The 25464-nt window shown below is 56.4% G+C and carries 27 protein-coding genes and 1 tRNA gene; 5 read left to right on the forward strand and 23 right to left on the reverse strand.

What is annotated here, in order from left to right:
* Nucleotides 1-28: 28 nt before the first annotated feature.
* A complete protein-coding gene (locus AC1RKG_RS21020) occupies nt 29-697 on the forward strand; it encodes an OapA family protein (protein ID WP_493183669.1) in 669 nt (222 codons plus the stop codon).
* Here AC1RKG_RS21020 and AC1RKG_RS21025 read toward each other — a convergent pair.
* The 5 genes from AC1RKG_RS21025 to rpsF all read right to left on the reverse strand — a co-directional run bounded on the left by AC1RKG_RS21025 (nt 694) and on the right by rpsF (nt 2612).
* Entirely contained in the window at nt 694-1053 is a 360-nt protein-coding gene (locus AC1RKG_RS21025) for a DUF488 domain-containing protein (protein WP_493183670.1), read from the reverse strand. The genes AC1RKG_RS21020 and AC1RKG_RS21025 overlap by 4 nt on opposite strands.
* Nucleotides 1054-1163: 110 nt before the next feature.
* Nucleotides 1164-1616, reverse strand: a complete 453-nt coding sequence (gene rplI / locus AC1RKG_RS21030; protein ID WP_004933629.1) for a 50S ribosomal protein L9 — start codon at nt 1614-1616, stop codon at nt 1164-1166.
* A gap of 39 nt (nt 1617-1655) precedes the next feature.
* A complete protein-coding gene (gene rpsR / locus AC1RKG_RS21035) occupies nt 1656-1883 on the reverse strand; it encodes a 30S ribosomal protein S18 (RefSeq protein ID WP_000135199.1) in 228 nt (75 codons plus the stop codon).
* Nucleotides 1884-1887: 4 nt separating this feature from the next.
* Nucleotides 1888-2205: a primosomal replication protein N gene (gene priB, locus AC1RKG_RS21040; protein ID WP_006317460.1), complete on the reverse strand. Its 318-nt coding sequence runs from the start codon at nt 2203-2205 to the stop codon at nt 1888-1890.
* Nucleotides 2206-2213: 8 nt separating this feature from the next.
* Nucleotides 2214-2612, reverse strand: coding sequence for a 30S ribosomal protein S6 (rpsF, locus tag AC1RKG_RS21045; RefSeq protein WP_006317459.1), 399 nt, complete (start codon nt 2610-2612; stop codon nt 2214-2216).
* 457 nt (nt 2613-3069) lie between these two features.
* On the opposite strand from rpsF, the gene AC1RKG_RS21050 reads away from it, so the two are divergent.
* Nucleotides 3070-3336, forward strand: coding sequence for a YdgH/BhsA/McbA family protein (locus tag AC1RKG_RS21050; protein ID WP_020824919.1), 267 nt, complete (start codon nt 3070-3072; stop codon nt 3334-3336).
* 94 nt (nt 3337-3430) lie between these two features.
* Here AC1RKG_RS21050 and yjfP read toward each other — a convergent pair whose 3' ends face one another.
* Nucleotides 3431-4183 (reverse strand): esterase, encoded by a 753-nt coding sequence (gene yjfP / locus AC1RKG_RS21055; protein WP_217331474.1) that lies wholly within the window; start codon nt 4181-4183, stop codon nt 3431-3433.
* Nucleotides 4184-4309: 126 nt separating this feature from the next.
* Here yjfP and bsmA point away from each other — a divergent pair, with 126 nt between their 5' ends.
* Nucleotides 4310-4618, forward strand: a complete 309-nt coding sequence (gene bsmA / locus AC1RKG_RS21060) for a biofilm peroxide resistance protein BsmA (RefSeq protein WP_020824917.1) — start codon at nt 4310-4312, stop codon at nt 4616-4618.
* Nucleotides 4619-4740: 122 nt separating this feature from the next.
* Nucleotides 4741-5016 carry a YdgH/BhsA/McbA family protein gene (locus AC1RKG_RS21065; RefSeq protein WP_217331473.1) on the forward strand — a complete coding sequence of 92 codons (276 nt, stop codon included), beginning with the start codon at nt 4741-4743 and terminating at the stop codon, nt 5014-5016.
* Here AC1RKG_RS21065 and AC1RKG_RS21070 read toward each other — a convergent pair.
* The 16 genes from AC1RKG_RS21070 to nnr form a co-directional block, all read right to left on the reverse strand.
* A complete protein-coding gene (locus AC1RKG_RS21070) occupies nt 5013-5411 on the reverse strand; it encodes a DUF350 domain-containing protein (RefSeq protein ID WP_020824915.1) in 399 nt (132 codons plus the stop codon). The two genes, AC1RKG_RS21065 and AC1RKG_RS21070, sit on opposite strands and share 4 nt — an antisense overlap.
* A gap of 87 nt (nt 5412-5498) precedes the next feature.
* Nucleotides 5499-7130 carry an isovaleryl-CoA dehydrogenase gene (locus tag AC1RKG_RS21075; RefSeq protein WP_493183671.1) on the reverse strand — a complete coding sequence of 544 codons (1632 nt, stop codon included), beginning with the start codon at nt 7128-7130 and terminating at the stop codon, nt 5499-5501.
* A gap of 129 nt (nt 7131-7259) precedes the next feature.
* A complete protein-coding gene (gene rlmB, locus AC1RKG_RS21080) occupies nt 7260-7991 on the reverse strand; it encodes a 23S rRNA (guanosine(2251)-2'-O)-methyltransferase RlmB (protein ID WP_020824913.1) in 732 nt (243 codons plus the stop codon).
* A 59-nt stretch (nt 7992-8050) separates the two neighbouring features.
* On the reverse strand, nt 8051-10537 hold the full coding sequence (gene rnr / locus AC1RKG_RS21085; protein ID WP_020824912.1) for a ribonuclease R: 2487 nt from the start codon (nt 10535-10537) through the stop codon (nt 8051-8053).
* A 59-nt stretch (nt 10538-10596) separates the two neighbouring features.
* Entirely contained in the window at nt 10597-11022 is a 426-nt protein-coding gene (gene nsrR, locus AC1RKG_RS21090; protein WP_020824911.1) for a nitric oxide-sensing transcriptional repressor NsrR, read from the reverse strand.
* Nucleotides 11023-11521: 499 nt separating this feature from the next.
* A complete protein-coding gene (locus tag AC1RKG_RS21095) occupies nt 11522-12820 on the reverse strand; it encodes an adenylosuccinate synthase (protein ID WP_041415174.1) in 1299 nt (432 codons plus the stop codon).
* Between the two features lie 97 nt (nt 12821-12917).
* Entirely contained in the window at nt 12918-13118 is a 201-nt protein-coding gene (locus AC1RKG_RS21100) for a DUF2065 domain-containing protein (RefSeq protein WP_020824909.1), read from the reverse strand.
* 63 nt (nt 13119-13181) lie between these two features.
* Nucleotides 13182-14189, reverse strand: a complete 1008-nt coding sequence (hflC, locus tag AC1RKG_RS21105) for a protease modulator HflC (RefSeq protein WP_020824908.1) — start codon at nt 14187-14189, stop codon at nt 13182-13184.
* A gap of 3 nt (nt 14190-14192) precedes the next feature.
* Nucleotides 14193-15452: an FtsH protease activity modulator HflK gene (hflK, locus tag AC1RKG_RS21110; RefSeq protein WP_493183672.1), complete on the reverse strand. Its 1260-nt coding sequence runs from the start codon at nt 15450-15452 to the stop codon at nt 14193-14195.
* Nucleotides 15453-15520: 68 nt separating this feature from the next.
* Complete coding sequence (hflX, locus tag AC1RKG_RS21115; RefSeq protein WP_020824906.1) at nt 15521-16801, reverse strand: ribosome rescue GTPase HflX; 1281 nt, start codon at nt 16799-16801, stop codon at nt 15521-15523.
* 95 nt (nt 16802-16896) lie between these two features.
* Nucleotides 16897-17205, reverse strand: a complete 309-nt coding sequence (gene hfq, locus AC1RKG_RS21120; protein ID WP_012004894.1) for an RNA chaperone Hfq — start codon at nt 17203-17205, stop codon at nt 16897-16899.
* 114 nt (nt 17206-17319) lie between these two features.
* On the reverse strand, nt 17320-18261 hold the full coding sequence (gene miaA, locus AC1RKG_RS21125; protein WP_020824905.1) for a tRNA (adenosine(37)-N6)-dimethylallyltransferase MiaA: 942 nt from the start codon (nt 18259-18261) through the stop codon (nt 17320-17322).
* Nucleotides 18254-20128 (reverse strand): DNA mismatch repair endonuclease MutL, encoded by a 1875-nt coding sequence (mutL, locus tag AC1RKG_RS21130; RefSeq protein ID WP_493183673.1) that lies wholly within the window; start codon nt 20126-20128, stop codon nt 18254-18256. The genes miaA and mutL overlap by 8 nt, the downstream gene beginning before the upstream one ends.
* A 22-nt stretch (nt 20129-20150) precedes the next feature.
* Nucleotides 20151-21947: an N-acetylmuramoyl-L-alanine amidase AmiB gene (amiB, locus tag AC1RKG_RS21135; protein ID WP_493183674.1), complete on the reverse strand. Its 1797-nt coding sequence runs from the start codon at nt 21945-21947 to the stop codon at nt 20151-20153.
* A 7-nt stretch (nt 21948-21954) separates the two neighbouring features.
* Nucleotides 21955-22425, reverse strand: a complete 471-nt coding sequence (tsaE, locus tag AC1RKG_RS21140) for a tRNA (adenosine(37)-N6)-threonylcarbamoyltransferase complex ATPase subunit type 1 TsaE (RefSeq protein WP_020824902.1) — start codon at nt 22423-22425, stop codon at nt 21955-21957.
* Between the two features lie 14 nt (nt 22426-22439).
* Nucleotides 22440-23951: a bifunctional ADP-dependent NAD(P)H-hydrate dehydratase/NAD(P)H-hydrate epimerase gene (gene nnr / locus AC1RKG_RS21145; RefSeq protein ID WP_493183675.1), complete on the reverse strand. Its 1512-nt coding sequence runs from the start codon at nt 23949-23951 to the stop codon at nt 22440-22442.
* On the opposite strand from nnr, the gene queG reads away from it, so the two are divergent.
* Nucleotides 23950-25089, forward strand: coding sequence for a tRNA epoxyqueuosine(34) reductase QueG (gene queG / locus AC1RKG_RS21150; protein WP_149573656.1), 1140 nt, complete (start codon nt 23950-23952; stop codon nt 25087-25089). The two genes, nnr and queG, sit on opposite strands and share 2 nt — an antisense overlap.
* A gap of 299 nt (nt 25090-25388) precedes the next feature.
* On the opposite strand, the gene AC1RKG_RS21155 is transcribed toward queG, so the two are convergent.
* Nucleotides 25389-25464, reverse strand: a tRNA-Gly gene (locus tag AC1RKG_RS21155).

The following is a 25464-nucleotide window of genomic DNA, read 5'->3' on the forward strand; positions in this document are numbered from 1 at the left end:
ATTTTTACGCCGTTGAAGAGAGGTTACCATGGGCAGAATCTCGCCCAGGAGAAGGAAGACCACCCGTATCTACCAGCCGTTGTTGCGTACCTGGCTGAACTTCAGTCAGCGCCTGAAGCCCGGCTCCGCGCCAGCGTCGGTAGAAGACCCGGATTCAGAACAACCACCGGAAAGCGGTAAGGGGCAAAACATCAAAGCGTTACTGCTGAAGATCTGGCACCTGCCGGACGGCTTCGGTTGGATGGAGCCACTGCCTTATTTTCATCGTCGCTGGACCCTGATTTTCGGCATCATCCTGCTGCTGGCACTGCTGTGGCCGTATTCATCGGAAAAACAGCCATTCCCTGTCACCCAGCAGGAAAACAGCGTTCCCTTGCAGGCCGAATTGCAAAACGACACTCAGCAGCAGCACGCTGTAGAGCCGGAACCGGCGGGCAACTGGCAACGCTACCAGATCCAACCGGGCCAGACGCTGGCGCAGCTTTTCCGTGACAACAACCTGCCGGTGAACGAAGTTTTCGCCATGGCGCAGGTGGAAGGTAACGATAAGCCGCTCAGCAACATGAAGGCCGGCCAGGAAGTGCGTATCGAACGTGATATCAACGGCGTGATCACCGCGCTATCTGTCACCACCGCTGACAACAGTCAGGTGTTATTCCGCCGCCAGGCCGACGGCAGCTATCGCCGCGAGCGTTAATCCGCTAACTGCCTTAACAGAAAGTCGCGCAGCACGATGCCATGGTTGTGCTGTGTGTCTTTACTGCCATAAAGTAAGGTCAAGGGTTGCCCCTGTCTTAGTAAAGCCACCAATGGCTGCCAGGCGTCGTTTTGAGCCAGCTGCACGCGGTAGTGGCTTTCGAACTCGTCCCACCGGTCAAGATGTTGATGAAACCACTGCCGCAGCGCGTTATCCGGCGCAACCTGCTTTAGCCACTGCACGCCCTGCAATCGTTCCTTGCTGATGCCTCGCGGCCACAAACGATCAATCAAATAGCAGTGCTCCGGTGCAGGGCCGGTAAAATCGTAAACGCGCTGCAAGATAATATCCGCCATTTCCGCTGCTCCTCATTCAAGCTGTGATAGCAGGGTAGCGCGTTTTACCGGACGCAGAAAAGCAAAACGCCAGCACGAGGCTGGCGTTTTAACTTGGCTGGCAGGAGCGATTAAGCTTCTGCAACCACAACTACATTCAGCTGTGCGAACACGTCGCTGTGTACCTGGAAGTGAACTTCGTGTTCACCAGTGGTACGCAGAACGCCGTTCGGCAGACGAACTTCGCTCTTGGCAACTTCAACGCCTGCCGCAGTAACTGCGTCAGCGATGTCGCGGGTGCCGATAGAGCCGAACAGTTTACCTTCGTCGCCTGATTTAGACGCGATGGTGACTGAACCCAGTTCGTTGATCTTGGTTGCGCGAGCTTCAGCAGCAGCCAGAACGTCAGCCAGTTTGGCTTCCAGTTCAGCACGGCGTGCTTCGAAGAACTCTACGTTTTTCTTGGTAGCAGGAACAGCTTTGCCCTGTGGTACCAGGAAGTTACGGGCGTAGCCCGCTTTAACGTTAACTTGATCACCCAGGCTGCCCAGGTTTGCTACTTTATCAAGCAGAATAACTTGCATTACCTTATCCTCTCAAAGTCGTTAATGGACAGTGGCCGATTACTGATGACGATCAGTGTACGGCAACAAAGACAGGTAGCGCGCGCGCTTGATAGCACGGGCCAGCTGGCGCTGATATTTTGCACGAGTACCGGTAATACGGCTCGGGACAATTTTACCACTTTCAGTGATGTAGTTTTTCAGCGTAGCGATGTCTTTATAGTCAATCTCTTGAACGCCTTCCGCGGTGAAACGGCAGAACTTGCGACGACGGAAATAACGTGCCATTAGGCTAGTCTCCAGAATCTATCAATTCAATCTGCTCGGCATGCAGAACCAGTTTGTTCAGCCCGTTGCGCCCTTGATGGCAGCTTACGAAGCCTTGCACGGTTATCTGACTGCCGACCGTTAATCTTTGAGTTAGTGCTTGTGACTGTTGTCCGCTGACAACCACGGGCATTCGGCACCATGCTTGCCTGCTAAATCCGGCTTCCATTTGCTGCGAACGGTGCTCTAGCACAAATTGGCAGTGGGGGATCCCGGAAGGACTCACTTTTCGAACCGGCGCCTTGCACACAGTGCCCGACAAAACCAGACGATTAGATGTCACGGCGGCAATTACTCTTCAGAATCCCCAGCATCTGCATCATCTGCGGTTTCGTTAGCGAAGTCTTCGCGGCGATCGCCACGACGTTCGTCTTTCGCTTTAACCATCGGAGATGCTTCAGTTACCGCGTGCTTAACGCGCATAACCATGCTACGGATAACGGCGTCGTTGAAGCGGAAGTTAGTTTCCAGCTCATCGATCGCTTCCTGCGGAGCTTCAACGTTCAGCAGAACGTAGTGAGCTTTGTGCAGTTTGTTGATCGGGTAAGCCAGTTGACGGCGGCCCCAGTCTTCCAGACGGTGAATCTGACCAGCAGCGTTAGTGATGGTAGCACTGTAACGCTCGATCATGCCCGGAACCTGTTCGCTTTGGTCAGGATGGACCATAAAAACGATTTCGTAATGACGCATCGAATTGCTCCTTACGGATTATTCAGCCTCCTGTCAGGGTCAACCGCGGCCCATGGAAGCAAGGAACGTGTATGTGTGTGCGGCTGAAAAAATGACGCGTAATCATACTTGCGCAGGCTGGGAAACTCAAGGACAGAAGGGTATTTATTATCGGTAATGCGGGCCTGATACGTAAATAGCACGATTTGCTATCTGTACAACCTATGTACACAGATCCATCAGTTCAAAAAATCTTTCAATGAAATCATCACTGATGCGCAAAATTCATTCATTTTTTTTGAATAATGACATCAAAAAGCCCCCCTTTTTAATCCTGCCGGAAGGTCTAAAATTGTTGTTATCCGCCGCAGACAGCGCGACGAAAAAGATTTGAGGTTATTCAATACAGACAAATAACTTTTTGCTGCACTGGCACCTGCTGTCAGGCCGTTGAAGCAAACAGTTAAGAGAGGCACTTATGAAACGCATTACCATCGCCACCGCCATTGCTTTACTGTTTTCCGCCAACGTCATGGCCGCTACCGAAATCACTTCGCATCAGGCTGACCAACGCCAGAGCGTGGGATTCGTCACGTTGAACCAGAATGTGGTATCGCCGGATGACGCCAGCAGCCAGGTGAGCAAAATAGCCGATCAGCGCGGCGCGACCGCTTACCGGATCATTGCGCTGCACGAACCGGAAAACAACAGCACCATTCACGTCAGCGCGGAACTGTATCGTTAAGCCTGCATGCAGTGCCAGGGAAGCAAGCCGCACCCAAAAGCGGCAAATTAAAATGTGAAAATGTCGTCAGCCCCCTGCCCGCAGGGGGCTTTTTTTATAAGGTTTTCACGAAGAACTCGGCCGTTGCGTCAAGCGCTAACGGCGTGATGCGGTGCTTAACGTCCGGTTCAGTCAAAAATGTCAGTTGCCGGTCCCAACCACTCTGGCGAAGCTCGGTTGCCAGGCGTCGACTTTCAGCCGCCGGGACCACATCGTCCGCTTCGCCGTGCCATAACAGCAGCGGACGATCGGCAATCTTTTCCAACTGGCGTTCCAGGCCATAATCCGCAAGCGCGGCAATGCGCGCATCAAAACCGCTCGCCGTTAAGGGTTTACCCTGCTCATCCAGCGGTGGGAACAGCGTCTGCGCCAGGGAACTGTAATAACCGGCCCCCATCAGGCTCGCCGCAGCTTTCACCCACGGATAACGAGCAAAGCCTCCCAACGTCGTCATCCCCCCCATGGACGCGCCCGCGACGCCGATGCGCCCTTCGGCAATCAGCCCGCGCCGTTCAAAGTCCGCCTTCAACGCCGGTAACTCATCGATATTGCTGCGCAGGATCTCCCAAAAGCGGGACAACCGCTTTTGTTCATCGCCGTCAAAACGCTCGCCGTGCAAATCGGCATCCGGCAGCACCACGCGAAATCCCACCCTGGCTAACGCGTAGGCAAAGTAGGCGTAGACTTCTTTCGACGAGGTATAACCATGGTAGAAAAATACCGTCGGCAACGGCTGATGATACTGCCCCTGCGGCACGGCATGGATGACCGCAATATCTCCTGCTCGCTCGTCATAAATTTCAATCATTCATTTTCCCTCTGCATCGCCATTGCCTTCATAATGGCAAACTTGCGCTAAAAAGCATTAGCTCAATCTGTTCCAATTTATAATGGGTTACACTCAAATCACGCTATCCGCTTTCTTGAGGTATCTATGAAAATGTCCCGCCTGCTGCTCTCCTTGACGCTGGTCACGCTGCTTAGCGCCTGTGGCATGATGACCACGACGCCCAAAGCGCCCCCACCGCCGACCGGACAGGCGCAGGAGATAACCCGGGCACAAACCGGTAGCCTGGAAAAAATAGGCACCACCAGCGCTCTGGTGCGCGGCAGCCCGATGGATGTGGAAGCGGAAATTCAGCAGAAGGCCAATGCCAGCGGCGCGCGCTATTACATGATCATCATGAACAGCGAAACCGTGGTTCCCGGCCAGTGGTATTCGCAGGCGATCCTGTATCGGTAACTGCTGGAGTTTTAATAAGATTTACATTGGCTTTGCACAGACTGAAGTTGGATAGAGCACACTGGCAAACAGCGCGCCGCAGCCCGCGGCCGTGAATCCAGGATCCGACGAAGGGGAACGCCATGACACGCTCCGCCGCACTCACCGCCCTCCTGCTTTCTATGGGGTTACTCAGCGCCAGCGCCCAGTCCGCTGAACTGGCCCCCGCAGACCGCGTTACACCACTCAGCGAAATTGCGGAAATCACCCTGAACGACCTCTCCGGCTCCCCTCAGGACGTAGAACAATTGATCGCCCAAAAGGCGGATGAGCATGGGGCAAGCTATTACCGCATCCTGCGAATGGAAGAACAGGCGCATCAGCCAGGCTGGCGCGCCTCCGCAATACTTTACCTTTAGTAGGTCATGCAGGCCGCATTCAGCACACCGCCACTGATCGACACACCGCCGAGGAAAATCCCGGCCGCCACGTGATTGGACTCAATCTTGTCGCTGATGCGCGGCATATAGATTTTCACCGCCGCAAACAGCAGCAGCTGTACCACCAGCGCCACCACGCCCCACAACAGATAGTCCAACAGGCTGACGGAGTTGATCGCTGCACTCGCCAGCGGGATGACATACCCCAGGCAGGCACCGACGAATCCAAAAGCGGCGGCCTGATTGTCGGCCTTGATCAACGCCCATTCGTCATGCGGCGTAATGCGGGTATAAACGAACAAAAACACCAGAACCATGGCAAAGCCACTGAAAAAATAAGAGGCGAATGCCGCCAACGCGCTGAGAATATCCATGTCATGTTTCCTGGTCAGAGGTCAGTATCCCTTACGGGCCAAGAGCTGAATTAAAAAGCTTTTCCGGCTGCGGCGCCACCGTTTTCCCTAACCGCCCATCGCGCGGGTAAACAGCGTTTCGCACAGCCTTTCCGGCAATGTCCGCTCACCACGGGCATCAAGCATCATTTGACACCAGGCTTCCGCCAACGGCGGTGAACTGTAACGCAGAAGCTGCGCCGCCGCGAACAGATTAAACAAGGCGCCGGTAACCGCACGCCCTTGCTCTTCCTGAGGTTTGCGCATCAGTTGAAGCAACCGTCGCCATTGGTGATCATAATGGCGGTTCTGCCCTCTCACTTCACCGAGTTCCTGCTCCAGCGCCTCCTGCACCGCCGGCAGCTTGCCCCAGGCGCGCATGACATCCAGACACATAATATTGCCGGAGCCTTCCCAGATGCTGTTTACCGGCATTTCACGGTACAACCTCGGCAGTTCGCTCTCTTCGCAATAGCCGATACCGCCCAGCGCCTCCATGGCTTCACCAATAAAAGGAATGCCTTGCCGGCAGACTTCAAACTTCGCCGCAGGCGTCATCACTCGGCATAACGCCTGCTCCAGGGGCGTGCTACCTGCGCTGTCATAAGCACGCGCCAGACGCATCAGGGCCGCCGTCTGCCCCTCCAGGCGCAGGGCCATTCGCGCCAGCACCTGCCGCATCATCGGTTGTTCAATCAGCGTCTTACCAAACGCCTGCCGCTGCAGAGCATGGTACAACGCCACCGACAGTCCGCGCCGCATCAGCCCGTGGCTACCCAGTGCGCAGTCAAAACGCGTCAGCCCCCCCATTTTCAGGATATGTCGTACGCCATCCCCTTCCTCGCCCACCAGCCAGGCGCTGGCATCCTGGAATTCTACTTCGCTGCTGGCGTTGGACCTGTTGCCCAACTTATCCTTCAGCCGTTCCAACCTTATGGCATTGCGCGTGCCGTCAGGCAAAATTCGCGGCAGGAAGAAACAGGACAGCCCGCCTTCGGTCTGCGCCAGCACCAGGTGCGCATCGCTCTGCGGTACCGAGAAAAACCACTTGTGGCCGACCAAACGGTAGGCTTCTCCTGGGCCGCGTGCACCCAGCGGGCTGGCGGTGGTGGTATTACTCAGCACATCGGAACCGCCCTGCTTTTCGGTCATTCCCATGCCGATCAGCAAACCGCGCTTTTGCCCGCCGGGCAATGAATGCGCGTCGTAACGATCGGACAGTAGCGGCGTTAGCCAGGATTGGAACTCCGCAGGCAACGAGCGCTGCAGCAAAGGAATTGCGCCAAAGGTCATGGTCACCGGGCACAAAGTGCCGGCCTCGACCTGCGCATGTAATACAAAACTCGCCGCCCGCGCCACAAAAGAGCCGATTCGGGCGTCCTCCTGCCACGGCAGGTTATGCACCCGGTTGGCTATCAGCCCTTGCATCAGGATATGCCAGGCGGGATGAAAACGGACGTCGTCCAATCGCTGGCCGGTGGCATCATAGCGCAGCAGTTCCGGGGGATTGGCATTGGCCAGCCGCCCCAACTCCAGCGACTCCTGAGTGCCCAACTGTTGGCCCAGCGAGGCCAGCACGTCCGCATCCCAACCGGCCTGCTCACGCTGAATGGCTTCATGCAATGGCGTATCGGACAGGAACAGATTACTGTTGCCCAGCGGCTTCGGCTGATTAAAAACGGTGTGTGTATTCCAGACCATTGGCTTGCTCCCTGATAAAAGCGTCAGGAGTAATTATGGTCGTCAGGGGGAATTCTGCCGCTGGCGAGATCACAGGGTAGGCATCGAGAAAGGAATTAAGGGCGCAAAAGCTGCGCCCTTACGGATAAATCAACTGCGTTGACGCACCGCTTCAAACAGGCAGATACCGGTCGCCACCGAAACGTTCAGTGAAGAAACCGTACCGGCCATCGGAATGCTGATCAGCTCGTCGCAGTGCTCGCGAGTCAAACGACGCATACCTTCGCCTTCCGCCCCCATCACCAGCGCCATCGGGCCGGTCATTTTGCTCTGGAACAGCGTGTGGTCGGCTTCGCCCGCAGTGCCCACGATCCAGACGTTCATCTCCTGCAGCAATCGCAGGGTGCGCGCCAGGTTGGTGACGCGAATCAACGGCACATTCTCCGCCGCGCCACAGGCCACTTTCTTGGCCGTTGCGTTCAACTGGGCAGAACGATCGCGCGGGACAATCACCGCGTGCACACCGGCCGCGTCGGCGCTGCGCAAGCAGGCACCAAGGTTATGCGGGTCGGTCACGCCGTCCAGCACCAGCAGGAACGGGGTATCCACGCTTTCCAGCAGCGCCGGCAGGTCATTTTCCTGATACTGGCGTCCTTCGCGCACCCGGGCAATGATCCCCTGATGCACCGCACCCTCGACCTTCTCATCCAGCCACTGGCGGTTCGCCACCTGGATAACAATGCCGGTCGCTTCCAGCTCGGCAATCAACGGCTGTAGCCGACGATCGTCGCGGCCTTTGAGGATAAACACTTCCAGGAAGCGTTGCGGATCGTTGTCTAACAGGGCTTTGACGGCATGAATACCGTAAATAATTTCGCTCATGATGCTCTTTTTACTGTGCGGCAGGCAAACGCCTGCCGGTGATAATGACGTGTGGCAGGTTAAGCCTGCTCAGCACCTTTCTTCTTGCCGGCGCGTTTGGCCTTGGTCGCCGCCGCTATTTTCCGGGTTTTGTCGGACACTTTCTTGGCTTTCGCCTTTTTGTCTTTCTTCACCTTGTCAGCGGGCTTGGCTTCATCCTTACGGAAGGCGCTGTCAGGCTCAAAATTGGCAGGCGGTTTGCCGCCCCGGCGTTTGCGCGGTGACGAGGTGCGGCCTGCGCCTGCGCCATCACGCAAGGTGCGCTGACCGCCTTTCTTGGCGCGATCGCGTTCAGTTTTGCCTTCACCGCGTGGTTTGCGGGTGCTGGAGACCAGAGCGAAGTCAATTTTACGCTCATCCATATGCACCGCTTCCACACGGATCTCTACCGTGTCGCCCAGGCGATAAACCACGCCTGAGGATTCGCCAATCAGACGCTGGCCGATATTATCGTAGCGATAATAATCATTATCCAGCGAGGATACGTGCACCAGGCCGTCGATAAACAGATCGTTGAGGCGCACGAAGAAACCGAAGCCGGTCACGCTGGCAATGATGCCGCTGAACACTTCACCGACGTGATCCTGCATAAAGTCGCATTTCAGCCAGTCGGCAACGTTGCGCGTCGCTTCATCGGCGCGGCGTTCAGCCATCGAACAGTGCTCGCCCAACTGCAGCATTTCTTCGAATTCGCTGTGCCAACCACCGGTCGGCGTCCAGCGCTCTTTCGGTTCGCCGTGCTCTTTGGCCAGTTGGTACTTGATCGCACGGTGCATCGCCAGATCCGGATAACGGCGGATCGGTGAGGTGAAGTGGCCATAAGAAGCCAGCGCCAGACCAAAGTGGCCGCGGTTTTCCGGATCGTAAACCGCCTGCTTCATCGAACGCAGCAGCATGGTTTGCAGCATTTCATGGTCAGGACGTTCGGACACTTCATCCATCAGTGTGGCGTAGTCCTTCGGCTGCGGCTTGTTGCCCCCGCCCAGCGTCAGGCCCAACTCGCCCAGCACGCTGCGCAGTGCACTGATGTGATCGTCACTTGGGCGATCGTGCACGCGGAACAGCGCCGGTTCGTTATTTTTCTCGACAAAGCGTGCAGCGGCGACGTTCGCCATAATCATGCACTCTTCGATCAGTTTGTGAGCGTCGTTACGCACCGTAGGTTCGACGCGCTCAATACGGCGTTCGGCGTTAAAGATAAACTTGGCTTCTTCAGTTTCGAAAGCGATACCGCCACGTTCAGCACGCGCCTGATCCAGCACCTTGTACATCGCATGCAATTCTTCCAGGTGTTTGACCAGCGGGTGATAATGCTCACGCAGCTCCTGATCGCCCTGCAGAATATGCCAGACCTTGTTATACGTTAAGCGGGCGTGAGAGCTCATGACCGCTTCATAGAATTTGGCCGTCGACAGGCGCCCTTGTGCAGAGATGGTCATCTCACACACCATGCACAGACGGTCTACCTGCGGGTTAAGCGAACACAGGCCGTTAGACAGCACTTCCGGCAGCATCGGAATAACCTGCGATGGGAAGTACACTGACGTCCCGCGGTTACGGGCTTCGTCATCCAGGGCCGTGCGCGGACGCACGTAATAGCTGACGTCGGCAATGGCAACCCACAGGCGCCAACCGCCGCCGCGTTTTTTCTCGCAGTAGACTGCGTCATCGAAATCGCGGGCATCTTCGCCATCAATCGTTACCAAAGGCAGTTTACGCAGATCAACGCGGCCTTTTTTGGCGGATTCCGGTACCTGTTCACTGAGGTCGGCAACCTGTTTTTCCACCTGCGGCGGCCAAACATGCGGGATTTCATGGGTGCGCAGCGCGATATCTACCGCCATGCTGGTCCCCATTTTATCGCCGAGGATCTCGACAATCTTGCCAACCGCTTTGGTACGGCGGGTTGGGCGCTGGGTCAGTTCAACCACCACCATAAAGCCCATGCGCGCACCGCTGACGGCGTCGGCCGGGATCAGGATATCGAAGCTCAGGCGGCTGTCATCCGGCACCACGAAGCCGGTACCGGCGTCCATGAAGAAGCGGCCGACGATTTGACTGGTTTTCGGCACCAGCACACGGACGATACGCGCTTCGCGGCGGCCCTTGCGATCGGCAGCCATGGCCTGTGCCAACACCACGTCGCCGTGGATCGCCATCTTCATCTGTTCAGCTGACAGATACAGATCGTCTTTGCTGCCTTCGATACGCAGGAAGCCAAAGCCATCGCGGTGGCCGATCACGGTGCCGCGCAGCAGGTCCAGACGTTCCGGCAGCGCGTAGCACTGGCGGCGGGTAAAGATTAATTGGCCGTCACGTTCCATCGCCCGCAGGCGACGGCGCAACGCTTCCAGGGGTTCTTCGCCGGTTAAATTCAGCTCTTTGGCCAGCTCTTCGCGGCTGGCCGGCGTTTCTCTTTTCGCCAAATGGGCCAAAATAAATTCACGACTCGGAATGGGGGATTCATATTTTTCTGCTTCTCGTTCCAGGAATGGATCTTGTGACATTGCGGTTCCTCCGTTGTCATCAGCAGGGTGCCGCTGAGCCTTGTCTTCTCAGCGACGCTTTATTCGACAAGCAATAGCTTGTAGAGCGATGGATTGTCTTCGACCATATCGGCCAACGTGTGGTTATCCAGCTCTTCAAGGAAATTCTGTACGCCCTGTTGGAGCACCTGCTTCAGGCGGCAGGCAGGGGTTATGTGGCAAAACGTACTGCTGCAATTAACCAGTGAGAGCGGCTCCAGCGCCCTAACCACGTCGCCGAGGCGAATGGTTTCGGCCGGTTTGCCTAAACGGATGCCGCCGTTCTTACCGCGCACTGCGGTGACAAACCCAACCCGGCTTAACTGATTGATGATCTTTACCATATGGTTTCTGGACACGCCGTAGACCTCGGTGACTTCCGAGATGCTGGTCATTTTGTCCGGTGGCAGCGAGGCCATGTAGATCAACGCCCGCAGGCCATAATCAGTAAAACTTGTTAACTGCACATCTACCTCTGGGTATCATTTTACCCGTCTGATACGCCGATTTTCGGCACTATTCAAAAGATTACTTATTGGATAATAAACCAGCCAGAGAGTTCGCCGCTAATTATTTAGCGCATGTCGAGCTCGGGGACAGGTTAAAGAAAGGATTTTTGGACGTGAAACCGCAATCGGGGAAAATCAGGATAAAAACAAACCGGGACACGCCCGGTTTGTACAGGCTGCGTCCCGTAATAGGTCGCGGTGCCGTCGCAGACCCAAAAGCCCGTAATCAAGGCGGAGGGCGATGAACATAGTGGACCTACGTTCAAGCCCGACAACACAGAGTACGGTTTTTGGGGCGCGACCCGAAGGGCTGGGGCCATTTGAACGCGCACCTGTGTTACGCGCCGCTTATTTGGCCCACCAAACCTCACGACTCGCGCCTTGCTGCGCGTCCAAATGACCGCCAGCGGCACTCACGCACTATTGCGGGACACAGCCTAAGTGCAGCAAAGTCAGATTATGCGTCGAACGGGTCGCGCAGGATCATGGTTTCGCTACGGTCCGGGCCAGTAGAGATAATGTCTACCGGTACGCCAGTCAGTTCTTCAATGCGCTTGATGTAGTCCAGCGCTGCCTGTGGCAGTTTGCTGTGTTCTTTCACGCCAAAAGTGGTGTCGCTCCAGCCAGGCATGCTTTCGTAGATTGGTTCGATACCTTCCCAACCTTCAGCCGCCAGCGGCGTGGTGGTCATTTCGCGGCCATCTGGCATGCGATAGCCCACGCAGATTTTCACTTCTTTCAGGCCATCCAGCACGTCCAACTTGGTCAGGCAGAAGCCAGACAGGGAGTTGATCTGCACTGCGCGGCGAACCGCTACGGCATCCAACCAGCCGGTACGACGACGACGGCCAGTAGTGGCGCCGAATTCGTTACCCTGTTTGCACAGGTATTCGCCAGTTTCGTCGAACAGTTCGGTTGGGAACGGACCTGCACCCACGCGGGTGGAGTAGGCTTTCACGATGCCCAGCACGTAATCCACATAACGCGGACCAATACCTGAACCGGTAGCAACGCCGCCAGCAGTGGTATTGGAAGAGGTTACGTACGGATAGGTACCGTGGTCGATATCCAGCAGGGTGCCCTGTGCGCCTTCGAACATGATCAGGTCGCCACGCTTGCGCGCGCCGTCCAACAGTTCAGAAACGTCAACAACCATTGCAGTCAGGATGTCGGCGATAGACAGCACGTAATCCAGAGTCGCCTGGTAATCAACGGCTTCGACTTTGTAGTAGTTAACCAACTGGAAGTTATGATAATCAACAATTTCCTTCAGCTTAACGGCGAAGGTTTCTTTGTTGAACAGGTCGCTGACGCGCAGACCGCGACGAGCTACTTTATCTTCGTAAGCCGGGCCGATACCACGACCGGTGGTACCGATAGCTTTCGCGCCACGTGCTTTCTCACGCGCGTTATCCAGCGCAACGTGGTAAGGCAGGATCAGCGGACAGGCTTCGGACAGTAACAGACGTTCGCGTACCGGGATGCCGCGCGCTTCGAGTTCACCCATTTCTTTCATCAACGCGTCTGGCGCCAGAACTACACCGTTGCCGATGATGCTGGTCACGTTTTCACGCAGAATGCCTGAAGGAATTAAATGAAGGACGGTTTTTTCACCGTTAATTACCAGAGTATGGCCAGCGTTGTGACCACCTTGATAGCGCACTACATATTGAGCCCGTTCGGTCAGCAGGTCTACGACCTTGCCCTTACCTTCGTCACCCCATTGAGTGCCCAGTACGACGACGTTCTTACCCATTTTAAAAATCACCGGTTGCTTAAAAATGGATTCTACCACCGTAATTCGTGAGTTTCAGCACTTTTAGCGTTGAGTTGCGTATTTTTTAGGCTAACCTTTAAACCCCCGTGCGACTACGCAACATGTAGTAGATCACACAGCCCGCAACCACTATTCCGCCGCCAAACCGCCGTAAGGTAGAGTCAGGCAACTGGGTCATGGCCAGTATCATTTTACGCCAGGCCTGTGGAAACAGCATCGGCCCCAGGCCTTCCAGCACCAAAACCAGCCCTAACGCCAGCCAGATCGTTGAATTCATCAGAAACTCCCAAAAAGAAAGGGCCCGCGTTTAAACGGGCCCTCGTTCAATTACCTGTCGTGATTACTTGCGCGTGGAGTCAGGCGACTTCATGTAGCGGAAGAAATCGCTGTCCGGGCTCAGAACCATCACGTCCTGGTTATTGCTGCTGAAGCTGGTTTCGTAAGCACGCAGGCTACGGATAAAGGCGTAGAAGTCCGGATCCTGGCTGAATGCGTTGGCAAACAGTTTGGCCGCTTCGGCATCGCCATCACCGCGAGTGATACGTGCAGTACGCTCAGCTTCCGCCAGGGTACGAGTCACTTCGTAGTCTGCGGTCGCACGCAGCTTCTCGGCTTCTTCCTGACCCTGTGAACGGTGACGACGGGCTACCGCTTCACGCTCAGCGCGCATACGCTGGTAGATCGCATCAGACACTTCCGCCGGCAGGTTGATCTGCTTGATACGCACGTCGATCACTTCAATACCCAACGCCGCCATGCTGTTCGGGTTAACCTTCGGCAGGTTGCCGGTGGTTTCCTTCTCAACACGCGCCGCTGCAGAGGCGATAGCGTCATCGGCTTCGGTGGTGGTGACTTCTTGATCGTCACCCACGGTACCGGTGTTCAATGCATCACGCACGTCTGACATCAGCTTACCGCGCGAGTCGGTGACGATGTCTTTCACGTCCAGACGACCAATCTCGGAACGCAGACGGTCACTGAACTTACGTTTCAGCAGCACTTCGGCCTGTGAAACATCACCGCCGCCGGTTGCCAGATAGTAACGGCTGAAATCGCTGATACGCCATTTCAGGTAAGAATCGACAATCAGGTCTTTCTTCTCGCTGGTCACAAAGCGGTCAGCCTGGTTATCCATGGTCTGGATACGCGCATCCAGCGTCTTCACTGATTCAATAAACGGGATCTTGAAGTGCAGGCCTGGCGCATACACCAGCGGCTTGTTGTCGCTGTCACGCAGAACCTTGCCAAAGCGCAGCACGATGCCACGCTGACCTTCCTGAACCACGAACAAAGAAGCGTATAACGCCACCAGCACCGCGAGGACGATTACTACAAAAGACTTACGCATTGATTACTCTCTCCCTACGCGAGTGGTGTCGTCACGCTGCGCATTTGCCCGGCGCTGGTCCATGACCGAGCCGCTGCTGGTGCGCTGGCTGCTGGAGCTGGCGCCGCTGTTGGCAGACGGAGCGGGGTTGAGACGAATCAGGCTGGTGTCTTTATTGCCGTCCGCCGCCGCGCCGGTTTGGCCACGCAGCATTTGATCCAGCGGCAACACCATCAGATTGTTGCCTTTGTCATTCACCAACACCTTACGGGTGTGGCTCAGGACTTTTTCCATGGTTTCGATATACAGACGCTCACGGGTAATTTGCGGTGCCGATTTGTATTCCGGCAACAGCTTGGCAAAGCGAGCAACCTCACCCTGAGCTTCCAGGACGGTACGGTCTTTATACGCTTTGGCATCTTCCAACAGACGCTGCGCCTGGCCGTTAGCACGTGGCTGAACTTCGTTGGCGTAAGCTTCCGCTTCACGGATGTACTGCTGCTCGTTCTCACGTGCGGCAATCGCATCGTCAAATGCGGCCTTCACCTCTTCCGGCGGACGAGCGGCCTGAAAGTTGACGTCCAGCAGCGTGATGCCCATGTTGTACGGACGAATAGTTTCTTCCAGTACGCGTTGGGTATCGCTACGCACGATAGTACGACCTTCGGTCAGGATCTTGTCCATGGTGTACTTGCCGATAACGCCACGCAGGGCGCTGTCGGTAGCCTGGCTCAGGCTGTCGTCGGCATTGGTCACGCTGAACAGATAGGCTTCCGGGTTGGTCACGCGGTACTGCACGTTCATTTCTACGCGCACTACGTTCTCGTCGGAGGTCAGCATCACGCCAGACGCCGCCAATTCACGAACCGACTCCACGTTAACCGGACGCACTTCATCGATAAAGGTCGGCTTCCAGTTCAGACCTGGCTGTACCAGGTGGCTGAACTTGCCAAAACGGGTCACAACACCACGTTCGGCTTCCTTGATGGTGTAGAAGCCGCTAGCAGCCCAAATCACCACTACCGCTACCGCGGCAATGCCGATGATGCGCCCACTGAGGCCCGGGCCAGAAGTGCCGATGCCGCCGCTGTTATTGCTGTTGGAGCCTTTGCCCCCGCCCAAACCGCTCAATTTCTTGCTCAGTTTGCGGAAGATATCGTCCAAATCAGGTGGCCCTTGATCACGACCGCCTTTGTTATTACCGCCAGAGTTGCCGCCATTGTTATTGCTGCTCCCCCACGGGTCGCGGTCCTGTCCGTTATTACCGGGCTGATTCCACGCCATGTTTTAGCTCCATATTCTGTGATTGGGTACTTCAGGCTTACGCGAAGCTCAAATGTAACAGGATATGATCATACTATAAAGTTAATCAGTTCCTGTTCCTGTTTGCAGAGGCGACGCCATTCGACGATAGGCATACGTACCACCACGCCAATGCTGCCGTCTTCTTCGTTCCACTCTTTTTCAATTGCCTGAAGCTGGTAAAAACGGCTACGAAGACGGCCTGCCTCTGGCGGTAAGCGCAGCTCATAATGCGCGATTTCCCCCGATAAGCGCTCCGTCAACGCCTGATACAGCAACGGGATACCTTCACCGCTGGCGGCGGACAGCCACACCCGGATCGGTAAGTTTTCATCGTTGCGGTCGATACGCGGGACAAAATCATCCAGCATATCTATTTTGTTCATCACTAAAAGTGTAGGGATCTCATCCGATTCAATCTCTGCCAGCACGGTATTGACCGCTTCAATGTTTTCATCGACGCGAGTATCCGCGGCGTCGATTACATGTAACAGCAAAGATGCCTGACGCGTTTCTTGCAGCGTCGCCTTGAAGGCGGCCACCAGATCGTGCGGCAGGTGCCGGATAAAGCCTACGGTATCCGCCAACACGGTATCGCCCACATCGGCCACGTCAATGCGCCGCAGGGTAGGATCCAAAGTGGCAAATAGCTGGTCTGCCGCATAGACATCGGCGGACGTAATTCGGTTAAACAGGGTGGATTTTCCGGCGTTGGTATACCCTACCAGCGATACGGTCGGCACTTCAGCACGGGTACGCGCACGTCGGCCCTGTTCACGCTGCTTAGCTACCCGCTCCAGGCGGCGTAGAATCAAGCTAATGCGATCGCGCAACAGACGACGGTCGGTCTCTAATTGGGTTTCCCCTGGCCCGCGCAGGCCTATCCCCCCTTTTTGGCGCTCAAGGTGGGTCCAGCCACGCACCAAACGCGTGGCAATATGACGCAACTGCGCCAACTCTACCTGCAGCTTACCTTCATGGGTACGGGCGCGCTGGGCAAAGATGTCTAGAATCAACCCGGTGCGATCGATCACTCGGCATTCGCACAGGCGTTCAAGATTTCTCTCCTGCGCTGCAGAAAGGGAGTGATCAAACAGGACAACAGATGCGCCACTGGCTTTTACCGCGTCTGCAATTTCTTCGGCCTTTCCTTCACCGACAAAGTATTTGGGATGCGGGGCTTTGCGGCTACCAGTCACCACTTGCAAAGCTTCGACACCCGCAGAGGACACCAGGGATTCGAACTCACTGAGATCTTCTGTGTCTTTGTCTTGCGAGAAATAGATATGAACCAGGACGGCCTGCTCACCGGCTTCATAACGGTCAAACAAGCGTGCAACCTCTCAAACGGGAACCCGTGAGTTTGGGGGACATAAACAGCCCACGGCTGCTTATGCTCCCCTTCATGGTTGACTCGCAACGCGCTTTATTCAGCGTCATCGCTTTCCTGCTGCGGCTGTTGCGGCGCAGACGGATTGTTACCATGGTGATAGTTACTGGTGCCGCCGCTCGGGGTATTGCTATGGTGCGAAACCGGGCGTGACGGGACAACGGTAGAGATAGCGTGCTTATAAACCATCTGGCTCACCGTGTTTTTCAACAGGATGACAAACTGGTCAAAAGACTCAATCTGGCCTTGCAGCTTAATACCATTCACCAAATAAATAGAAACCGGAACACGTTCACGACGCAATGCGTTCAGGAACGGATCTTGCAAAGATTGCCCCTTAGCCATTCTATCTTTTCCTTATTTGCTTGTTGTTTTTAACTAAGAACCTGTCGGCTCTAAAATAAACGACCTAAAAAATTTGCGCGCTGAATACTCATCAATTGTACACAATCACTCGACCTATGCACTAACAACCTGTATTACCGAGTCCAAAGCCTCTCCCGGCTTCTCGCTGTCCAGCCAATGTACCGAGTTCCAGCCTCGTAACCAGGTCATTTGGCGCTTGGCCAACTGACGTGTTGCGCAAATACCACGATAAACCATCTCATCGTAACTAATTTCGCCAGATAAATATGACCACATCTGGCGATAACCGACACAGCGAATGGAAGGCAAATCCGTATGCAAATCACCCCGTGCAAAAAGTGCACGCGCTTCCGTCTCAAAACCTGCCGCCAACATTTGATGGTACCGCAGCGCGATGCGTTGATGGATCAACTCACGGCTGGTCGGCGCTATCGCAAATTGGTGAACATGATACGGCAACGATTCACCCGAAATTTTAGTCAGTTCCGTTAAAGTTTTACCCGAAATAAAAAAAACTTCCAGTGCTCTGGACAGTCTCTGCGGATCATTAGGATGAATTCTCAATGCCGCAACCGGGTCAATCTCTTGCAACTGACGGTGTAAAACGTCCCAGCCCTGCTCCGCAGCCTGCTGTTCGATACGCTCACGCACCGCCGGATCGGCAGGCGGCAGCGGCGATAAACCTTCCAGCAGCGCCTTGAAGTAAAGCATGGTGCCCCCGACCAGCAGCGGGATACGCCCGGCGGCGGTAATGGCGGCCATCTCTTTCAGTGCATCGGCGCGAAAATCCGCTGCTGAGTAAACTTCGGCAGGATCGCGAATATCAATCAGCCGGTGCGGTGCCTGCGCCAATTCCTCAGCGCTCGGTTTAGCCGTGCCGATATCCATGCCGCGATAAATCAGCGCGGAATCCACGCTGATCAGTTCCACAGGCAGGCGTTCACGCAGCGCGATCGCCAACGCGGTCTTGCCCGAGGCGGTCGGCCCCATCATAAAAATAGCAGGGGGACGTGGTGTCATTTCAGTTTCAATCATGCGTAAGGGCTGCCAGTGCAGCCTGTAAATCAACAGGTTGTAAAAGTCCGCTCGGTGGTGATTTGACCAGCTGCGGGCAAAGTCGTTCAACGTCGGTCAGCAATTGTATCGCTTGCGAGGTGTTCCACTGCTCATGTTCGCTGCCCAAGTGGCGGGCGAACCAGGTGGCTAACACCGGGGGCGACATCTCCTGATGCTCGGCCAGATAGCCTAACAGTTCGGGTATCAGTTTTTGTAAATTTTGTTGGCGTAATGGTAAAGGTACTGCGCGCAACGTCACACGCCCATGATCCGCCTGCAAATCCAATCCCATTTTGACCAGTAACGGCTGATGGTGCACACAGGCGGCCGCTTCTTGCTTATTCAGCGTCAGTTTGATGGGGATCAGCAGCGGCTGCGGCCGCAGGCCTTCTTCAGCCGGATTAAGCTGCGCCTGGCGTAACCAGCGCTCGGCCACCGGCAGGTTGAGCAACATCAATTGCTGGCGACGCTCAATCAGGGCAAAGCACGGCGGATGGATCATCAGCACCCGACCAAAACTGTGCTGGCTGCCGTCCAGCGGCACTTCTCGCTCAGCCTTTACCGGTGGGAACAGCGGTTGTTTCGGCGTTTCTGGCGCTGGCTCCACCACCGGAGCAGCCTGCATCAGTTTGCCGTAAAGCTCGCCTTCGCGCTTTTGGTAGCCGTTGCCTGCCTGATAGGCCGGTTGAGGTGCACGCTCGCGCGCGACGCCCGGTTCACTCGGCTGAGGTTCACGGCGCGGCGCCGGCTGCGAGAAATGGTTGCCGCCGGCGGCGACGCGGTTTTCCGGCTGCCAGGTTGGCGCCGACGGTTGTTCCGGCTCATCGTCCAACGGCAGCGGCGCGTTGCCGACCTGCTGCAGCACGGTAGTTACCGCCTGATAAATAAAGTCATGTACCAATCGCGCCTGATGAAAACGTACTTCGTGCTTGGCCGGGTGCACATTCACGTCTACCTGATGCGGATCGACCTCGAGATACAGTACGTACGCGGGCTGCTGATCGTCTTTCAACTGATCCTGATAGGCCTGGCGGATGGCATGATTGATCAGACGATCGCGCATCATGCGGCTATTGACGTAGCAATACTGCATCTCGCCCAATTGACGCGCCCCGGCAGGATCAGCCACCCAGCCGCGAATGGTCAGGTCGCCATGCTGCCAGGAAATGTTCAAGGCATGCTGCAAAAAAGCCGGGCCACAAATGCTGCCCAGGCGGCGCTCATAGTGGCTCTCGTCTTTCGCTGCGCGATATTGGCGGATCAGTTTGCCGTTGTGGCTGAGGTTGATCGCCACATCGAAACGCGCCAGCGCAATGCGCCGCACCACTTCATCGATATGGCCGAATTCGGTTTTCTCGGTGCGCATGAATTTGCGCCGCGCCGGGGTGTTGTAGAACAGATCCAGCACTTCCAGCGTGCTGCCTATCGGGTGTGCCGCCGGTTTAACCGTCACCGCCTGATCGCGGCCTTCGGCATAGGCCTGCCAGGCTTCATTTTGTTCCGCGGTGCGCGAGGTGAGTGTCAAACGGGAAACCGAGCTGATGCTGGCCAACGCCTCACCGCGAAAACCGAGACTGACGATGGCTTCCAAATCGTCAAGCGTGCTGATTTTACTGGTGGCATGACGCGCCAATGCCAATGCCAGATCGTCTTTACCGATGCCGCAGCCGTTATCGCGGATGCGAATCAGCTTGGCACCGCCGCGTTCGATATCAATATCAATGCGCGTTGCACCGGCATCCAGACTGTTTTCCACCAGTTCCTTTACCACTGACGCGGGCCGTTCGACCACTTCACCGGCGGCAATCTGGTTGGCAAGCTGGGGCGGTAACACCTGGATGGGCATGCTGACTCCTCTAATGTGGGCGCTAGGCCTGCGGAATGGTCAGCGTCCGATCCAGCGGCGCGACGTCCGACTTCAGTTTATTCACGCGTTTCAGGTCGCTGACGCTGACACCGTAACGGGTAGCGATGGAGGATAAGGTATCACCGCGGGTCACTTTGTGCCTGGACGGCTTCTTCACACTGGGTTTTGCCTTGGCGACCGTACTGACCGTCGCGGCGGTTTTACCCGCCGGCACTTTAAGGCGCTGGCCGACCCACACGCCGTCTTTTTTCAGCTTGTTGAGATCACGCAACGCCGCCATGGTGGTGCCATAGCTGTCGGCAATGCCGGAAAGCGTTTCGGCTCGCTTCACCACGTGGATCTGCGTTTTACCGCTAATGCGGCTGCCGCCGGCCGAACTGACGATCGGCGCGGGCTGACTGACGTCTTGTGTTGAGGAGTTAACCGCCGCTGCGACGTCCAGCGGTCGGTTTTCCACCTTTGGGTCGGCTTGTAGCGGGTGCGCCAGGAAATAACTGCGCAGGCCGTTGTGGATCGCCCGGGCAATTTTCTCCTGATATGCGCTACTGCCGAGCAGCCGCTCCTCCGTGCTATTACTGATAAATCCTGTTTCCACCAACAAGGATGGGATATCCGGCGAACGCAGCACGCCAAGGCTGGCGTGTTCAGGACGACGTTTATGCAATGAGCCGACGCTCTGCAACTGCTGCAGCACTTTTACTGCGACATCGTAGCCCACGCGTTGCGAGTGACCAAACTGCAGATCCAGCACCGCCTGGCTCAGGTAAGGATCCGCCTGGCTGTTGGCCAGCAAATCACCCGCACCGCCCAGCAACTCGGACTGCTTCTCATGTTGTTCCAGCCAGCCGGCCATCTCACTGTTGGCGCGGCGGTTGGACAGCACCCAAACCGAAGCCCCGTTGGCGCTGCGGTTTGGCGCGGCGTCAGCGTGAATCGAGACCAACACGTTAGCGCCTTGCTTCCGCGCCACGTCAGAGCGCCCCATCACCGAGATGAAGTAGTCGCCGTTGCGCGTCAACACCGGTTTAAACTGGGGATCGGCATCCAACAATGCCTGCAGGCGGCGAGCGATGGCGATAGTTACATTTTTCTCTTTCAGGCCGTTCGGGCCAATGGCGCCTGGGTCCTGGCCGCCGTGACCGGCATCAATAGCCACCACTACCCGATCGCCGGAACCGGCGGATACGCGGCTGCTGCGCGGCGTGACCTCAGATGCGGTACCCGCAACCACGGTAGGCTTATTGGTGAAAGGATTGGAACCACTTGGCGCTCTACGCACCGGAGCGGGCTCTGGTTCAGGCTCACTCACCACCACCGGGGCTTTACGCGTCGGTGGGTTCACGACCACCGGTGCCGGCGTCGGGGCTTTTCGTACTGTAGTGTTTGCGCTGCCCTCGGCGGCGATGGTGAACACCACGGTATAGACACTGCCGTTCTGGCGTGTGGCTACCCGGGTCTTCGCGCGCTGGGTCAGATCAAACACCAGCCTTACGCTCTGGGCGTCTTTCGGCGCGCTGGAACGAATGCTTTTCACCAGGTTCTGGCCGCTGAAATTTAACGGTAAACCGCCCACCTTACCTTTCTGGTTTACATCCAACACCACGCGATCCGGGCCGTGCAACGGGAAGAAGGCATAGTCCGGCGGACCGGTAAAGCTCACCGATACCGTGGCTTCGCGCTGGGCATTGGTGACTTTAATATCAGACAACGACGATGCGGCCAACGCACTGGCTGCACCCAAAGGCCCCAATACGGCGATCAGGGCGATTACGAGTAATTTTCTCAACGCATACGTCATTGCGGCGTCATTCCTGTGGCCCGTGAATACGGTCTAAAAGCTGGCTGCCGTAGGCAGAAACCGCCTGAATTTTTGCTTCGCGCCCCTGATCCTGGTAGCTGAGATGCAGCTCCAAATCAGGTTCCGGCAAGACGCCGGTCCCCTGCTGTGGCCATTCCACCAGGCAAATGGCATCCTGCGCAAAATAATCGCGAATGCCCATAAATTCGAGTTCTTCCGGATCGGCCAAGCGATACAGATCAAAATGGTATACCGCCAGCGGCTGCAGCGCATAAGGCTCCACCAGCGTATAAGTTGGGCTTTTAACGTTGCCCTGGTGGCCCAATGCCTGCAAAAAACCACGGCTGAAGGTGGTTTTACCGGCGCCCAGGTCACCGTAAAGGTAAATTACGCTGGCGCGATCGCACGCCTTGGCCAAGGCGGTACCCAATGCGACAGTCGCTGCCTCATCCGGCAGAGGTAAAACGAGTTCTTTCATTCGATAGTTTCTATTTATGCCAACTCAGGATTAACGTAATAAGGGATTTCCGGCAATAAATCGCTCGCCAGCATCCCCCTTATTCCTTGTCTTGCCGCCACGCGATCGGCAGCTGCGCCATGCGCCACGCAACCGGCGCAGGCTGCATCATACAGTGAGAGCTTTTGCCCCAGCAAACCGCCGATGATACCGGACAGCACATCGCCCATTCCACCAGAGGCCATGCCGGCGTTGCCGACGTCGGCGATCGCCATCTGGCCTTGATCATCGGCGATCAACGTACCCGCACCTTTCAGCACGGCCACGCCACCGTAATGCGTGACCAGATTACGAACTGCAAGTAAGCGGTCACTCTCAATCTCGGCGGTACGGCACCCCAGCAGGCGTGCCGCCTCCCCAGGATGCGGGGTAATCACACGATTCTGACGCTTCTCGGGATTTAATGCCAGTAAGTTCAGCGCATCGGCGTCCCATAACGCCGGTTTATCACTGGCTTGCAATATTTTCAGCGCATTCCTACCCCATTCGCCCTGACCCAGCCCCGGGCCAATCACCAGCACATCCGCCCAGTCGAGCGCCTGCTGCAACCCTTCGTCGCTCAGCGGTTGCACCATCAGTTCCGGTCTGGCGGTCAGCAAGGGCCCGACATGCTCAATGTGAGTGAGTACTCGCACCAATCCTGCGCCGCTGCGCAACGCCGCTTCTGCCGCCATGCGTATCGCGCCGCCAAAGCCGTGATCGCCCCCCACCACTAACAAACGCCCCTGTTCACCTTTATGTGAGCAGGGACGACGCGGTTTCAGCCACTGGGACAGCGATTCGGCAGTAAGCCGCTGAATCTGCGTCGGTTGCTTTGCCAGCCACCCCGATAATCCTAGCGTACTCTGGTGAAGTTGCCCCACCCAATCACGAGCCTGGCCGGTCAGCAGGCCAGGTTTAAGCGCGATGAAAGTCATGGTATGCGTTGCGCGGATGACGGCTCCAGGCGCGGCACCGCTTTCAGCCAGCAGGCCCGAGGGGATATCGAGTGCGATAACCGGCGCGCGGCTGCGGTTAACCGCTTCAATCAGGGCATCGTACGGCGACCGTGGCGCACTGCTTAACCCAGTACCGAGCAGGCCGTCGATGATCAGATCAACGTCTTCCGGCCAGCGGCTGTCGACCGGATGGATCTCGCCGCCGCTAGCCAACCATGCCTGTCTGACTTCAGCCGCTTCTGGGGGCAGTGGTCGTGTGCCTTCGCAGGCAATCAGGCTGACTTTGACACCGGCCGCCGCAGCCAAACGGGCGACAACATAGCCGTCACCGCCATTGTTGCCATGACCGCACAGCACCAGCCAGTGATGGGCGGCAGGATATTGGTCGCACGCCAGCGTGTAAGCCGCCTCACCGGCACGTTGCATCAGTTGATAGAGAGAAATGCCCTGCGAGGCGGCGGCGCTTGCTTCTGCTCGCCGGATCCAGTCCGCAGACCAGACAGAGTGTGGTAAACTGTCAGAGTATCGTTTTTCACTGTGGCCCGTCATGACTCACCCCCTCGATCTCAATCAACTCGCCCAACATATCAAGCAATGGGGGCAATCGCTAGGATTCCAGCAGGTAGGCATCTGCGACACCGATCTGAGCGCGGAAGAGCCCAAGCTGCAGGCCTGGTTGGACAAACAATACCACGGTGAAATGGAGTGGATGGCACGCCATGGCATGCTGCGCGCCCGGCCACATGAGCTGTTGCCCGGCACGCTGCGCGTGATCAGCGTGCGCATGAACTACCTGCCGGCCAAAGCGGCCTTCGCCAGCACCCTCAACAACCCAGAATTAGGCTATGTCAGCCGCTATGCGCTCGGGCGGGACTACCACAAACTGCTGCGCCAACGGCTGAAAAAACTCGGCGATCAGATCCAGGCCTACTGCGGCGAACTTAATTTCCGCCCCTTTGTCGACTCCGCGCCGGTGATGGAACGCGCACTGGCCTCCAAGGCCGGGATTGGCTGGGTTGGTAAACACTCACTTATTTTAAACCGCGAAGCCGGCTCCTGGTTCTTTCTTGGCGAACTGCTGATCGACCTGCCGCTGCCGGTGGATAAGCCCCAGGAGGAACAGTGCGGCCGCTGCGTCGCCTGTATCACCACTTGCCCAACCGGCGCCATCGTCGCCCCCTACACCGTAGATGCACGCCGCTGCATCTCCTATCTGACGATTGAGTTGGAAGGCGCCATTCCTGAAGAATTCCGGCCGTTATTGGGCAATCGTATTTACGGCTGTGATGATTGCCAGCTTATCTGCCCGTGGAACCGCTTCTCGCAACTTACCGACGAAGACGATTTCAGCCCACGCGCCGCACTGCATGCACCGCAACTGATTGAACTCTTTGGTTGGACGGAAGAGAAATTCCTGCGCATCACCGAAGGCTCTGCCATCCGGCGTATCGGCCATTTACGCTGGCTGCGCAATATCGCCGTGGCGCTGGGCAACGCCCCTTACCAGGATGCGGCAGTGGTGGCGTTGCGCTCCCGGCTGGCACAGGACGCAATGCTGGACGAACATATCCACTGGGCACTGGAGCAACAGTTGGCGCGGCGTGAGGCGCAAGGCATAGAAGTGCAGACAACGCAGAAAAAACGATTGGTACGGGCTGTGGAAAAAGGATTGCCGAGGGATGCCTGAAATCTTTCATTCAGACCCGATAGTCACTCTGTGGATTTGTGCATAAAAATAAAAATGCTTTGTCTTTCAACTGCAACAAAAAGAGCAAGTGATCGGTATAACGTTTTCGGATAAATAAATATGCATACAAATCAATGCGATAAATATTTCATTTGTGTGGCGTTGATTTTTTGAGCTGCGGGTATTATGAGCGCTACCTGTGGATAAGTCTGTTCACAACATTTCGACAGGGTATGTATAACGAGACAAAGAACCGCGCCGCTAAAGGCGTTGGACTGAGTTTGAAACGAAGAGAAAATTGGAGCGGGAAACGAGACTCGAACTCGCGACCCCGACCTTGGCAAGGTCGTGCTCTACCAACTGAGCTATTCCCGC

Source organism: Serratia sp. GW822-FHT06D09 (assembly GCF_058799515.1).

Excerpts from the sequence above, each read along its gene's own strand:
- AC1RKG_RS21020 (WP_493183669.1), top strand. The coding sequence starts at position 29 with ATGGGCAGAATCTCGCCCAGGAGAAGGAAGACCACCCGTATCTACCAG.
- AC1RKG_RS21025 (WP_493183670.1), bottom strand. The coding sequence starts at position 1,053 with ATGGCGGATATTATCTTGCAGCGCGTTTACGATTTTACCGGCCCTGCA.
- rplI (WP_004933629.1), bottom strand. The coding sequence starts at position 1,616 with ATGCAAGTTATTCTGCTTGATAAAGTAGCAAACCTGGGCAGCCTGGGT.
- rpsR (WP_000135199.1), bottom strand. The coding sequence starts at position 1,883 with ATGGCACGTTATTTCCGTCGTCGCAAGTTCTGCCGTTTCACCGCGGAA.
- rpsF (WP_006317459.1), bottom strand. The coding sequence starts at position 2,612 with ATGCGTCATTACGAAATCGTTTTTATGGTCCATCCTGACCAAAGCGAA.
- AC1RKG_RS21050 (WP_020824919.1), top strand. The coding sequence starts at position 3,070 with ATGAAACGCATTACCATCGCCACCGCCATTGCTTTACTGTTTTCCGCC.
- yjfP (WP_217331474.1), bottom strand. The coding sequence starts at position 4,183 with ATGATTGAAATTTATGACGAGCGAGCAGGAGATATTGCGGTCATCCAT.
- bsmA (WP_020824917.1), top strand. The coding sequence starts at position 4,310 with ATGAAAATGTCCCGCCTGCTGCTCTCCTTGACGCTGGTCACGCTGCTT.
- AC1RKG_RS21065 (WP_217331473.1), top strand. The coding sequence starts at position 4,741 with ATGACACGCTCCGCCGCACTCACCGCCCTCCTGCTTTCTATGGGGTTA.
- AC1RKG_RS21070 (WP_020824915.1), bottom strand. The coding sequence starts at position 5,411 with ATGGATATTCTCAGCGCGTTGGCGGCATTCGCCTCTTATTTTTTCAGT.
- AC1RKG_RS21075 (WP_493183671.1), bottom strand. The coding sequence starts at position 7,130 with ATGGTCTGGAATACACACACCGTTTTTAATCAGCCGAAGCCGCTGGGC.
- rlmB (WP_020824913.1), bottom strand. The coding sequence starts at position 7,991 with ATGAGCGAAATTATTTACGGTATTCATGCCGTCAAAGCCCTGTTAGAC.
- rnr (WP_020824912.1), bottom strand. The coding sequence starts at position 10,537 with ATGTCACAAGATCCATTCCTGGAACGAGAAGCAGAAAAATATGAATCC.
- AC1RKG_RS21095 (WP_041415174.1), bottom strand. The coding sequence starts at position 12,820 with ATGGGTAAGAACGTCGTCGTACTGGGCACTCAATGGGGTGACGAAGGT.
- AC1RKG_RS21100 (WP_020824909.1), bottom strand. The coding sequence starts at position 13,118 with ATGAATTCAACGATCTGGCTGGCGTTAGGGCTGGTTTTGGTGCTGGAA.
- hflC (WP_020824908.1), bottom strand. The coding sequence starts at position 14,189 with ATGCGTAAGTCTTTTGTAGTAATCGTCCTCGCGGTGCTGGTGGCGTTA.
- hflK (WP_493183672.1), bottom strand. The coding sequence starts at position 15,452 with ATGGCGTGGAATCAGCCCGGTAATAACGGACAGGACCGCGACCCGTGG.
- hfq (WP_012004894.1), bottom strand. The coding sequence starts at position 17,205 with ATGGCTAAGGGGCAATCTTTGCAAGATCCGTTCCTGAACGCATTGCGT.
- miaA (WP_020824905.1), bottom strand. The coding sequence starts at position 18,261 with ATGATTGAAACTGAAATGACACCACGTCCCCCTGCTATTTTTATGATG.
- mutL (WP_493183673.1), bottom strand. The coding sequence starts at position 20,128 with ATGCCCATCCAGGTGTTACCGCCCCAGCTTGCCAACCAGATTGCCGCC.
- amiB (WP_493183674.1), bottom strand. The coding sequence starts at position 21,947 with ATGACGTATGCGTTGAGAAAATTACTCGTAATCGCCCTGATCGCCGTA.
- tsaE (WP_020824902.1), bottom strand. The coding sequence starts at position 22,425 with ATGAAAGAACTCGTTTTACCTCTGCCGGATGAGGCAGCGACTGTCGCA.
- queG (WP_149573656.1), top strand. The coding sequence starts at position 23,950 with ATGACTCACCCCCTCGATCTCAATCAACTCGCCCAACATATCAAGCAA.
- nnr (WP_493183675.1), bottom strand. The coding sequence starts at position 23,951 with ATGACGGGCCACAGTGAAAAACGATACTCTGACAGTTTACCACACTCT.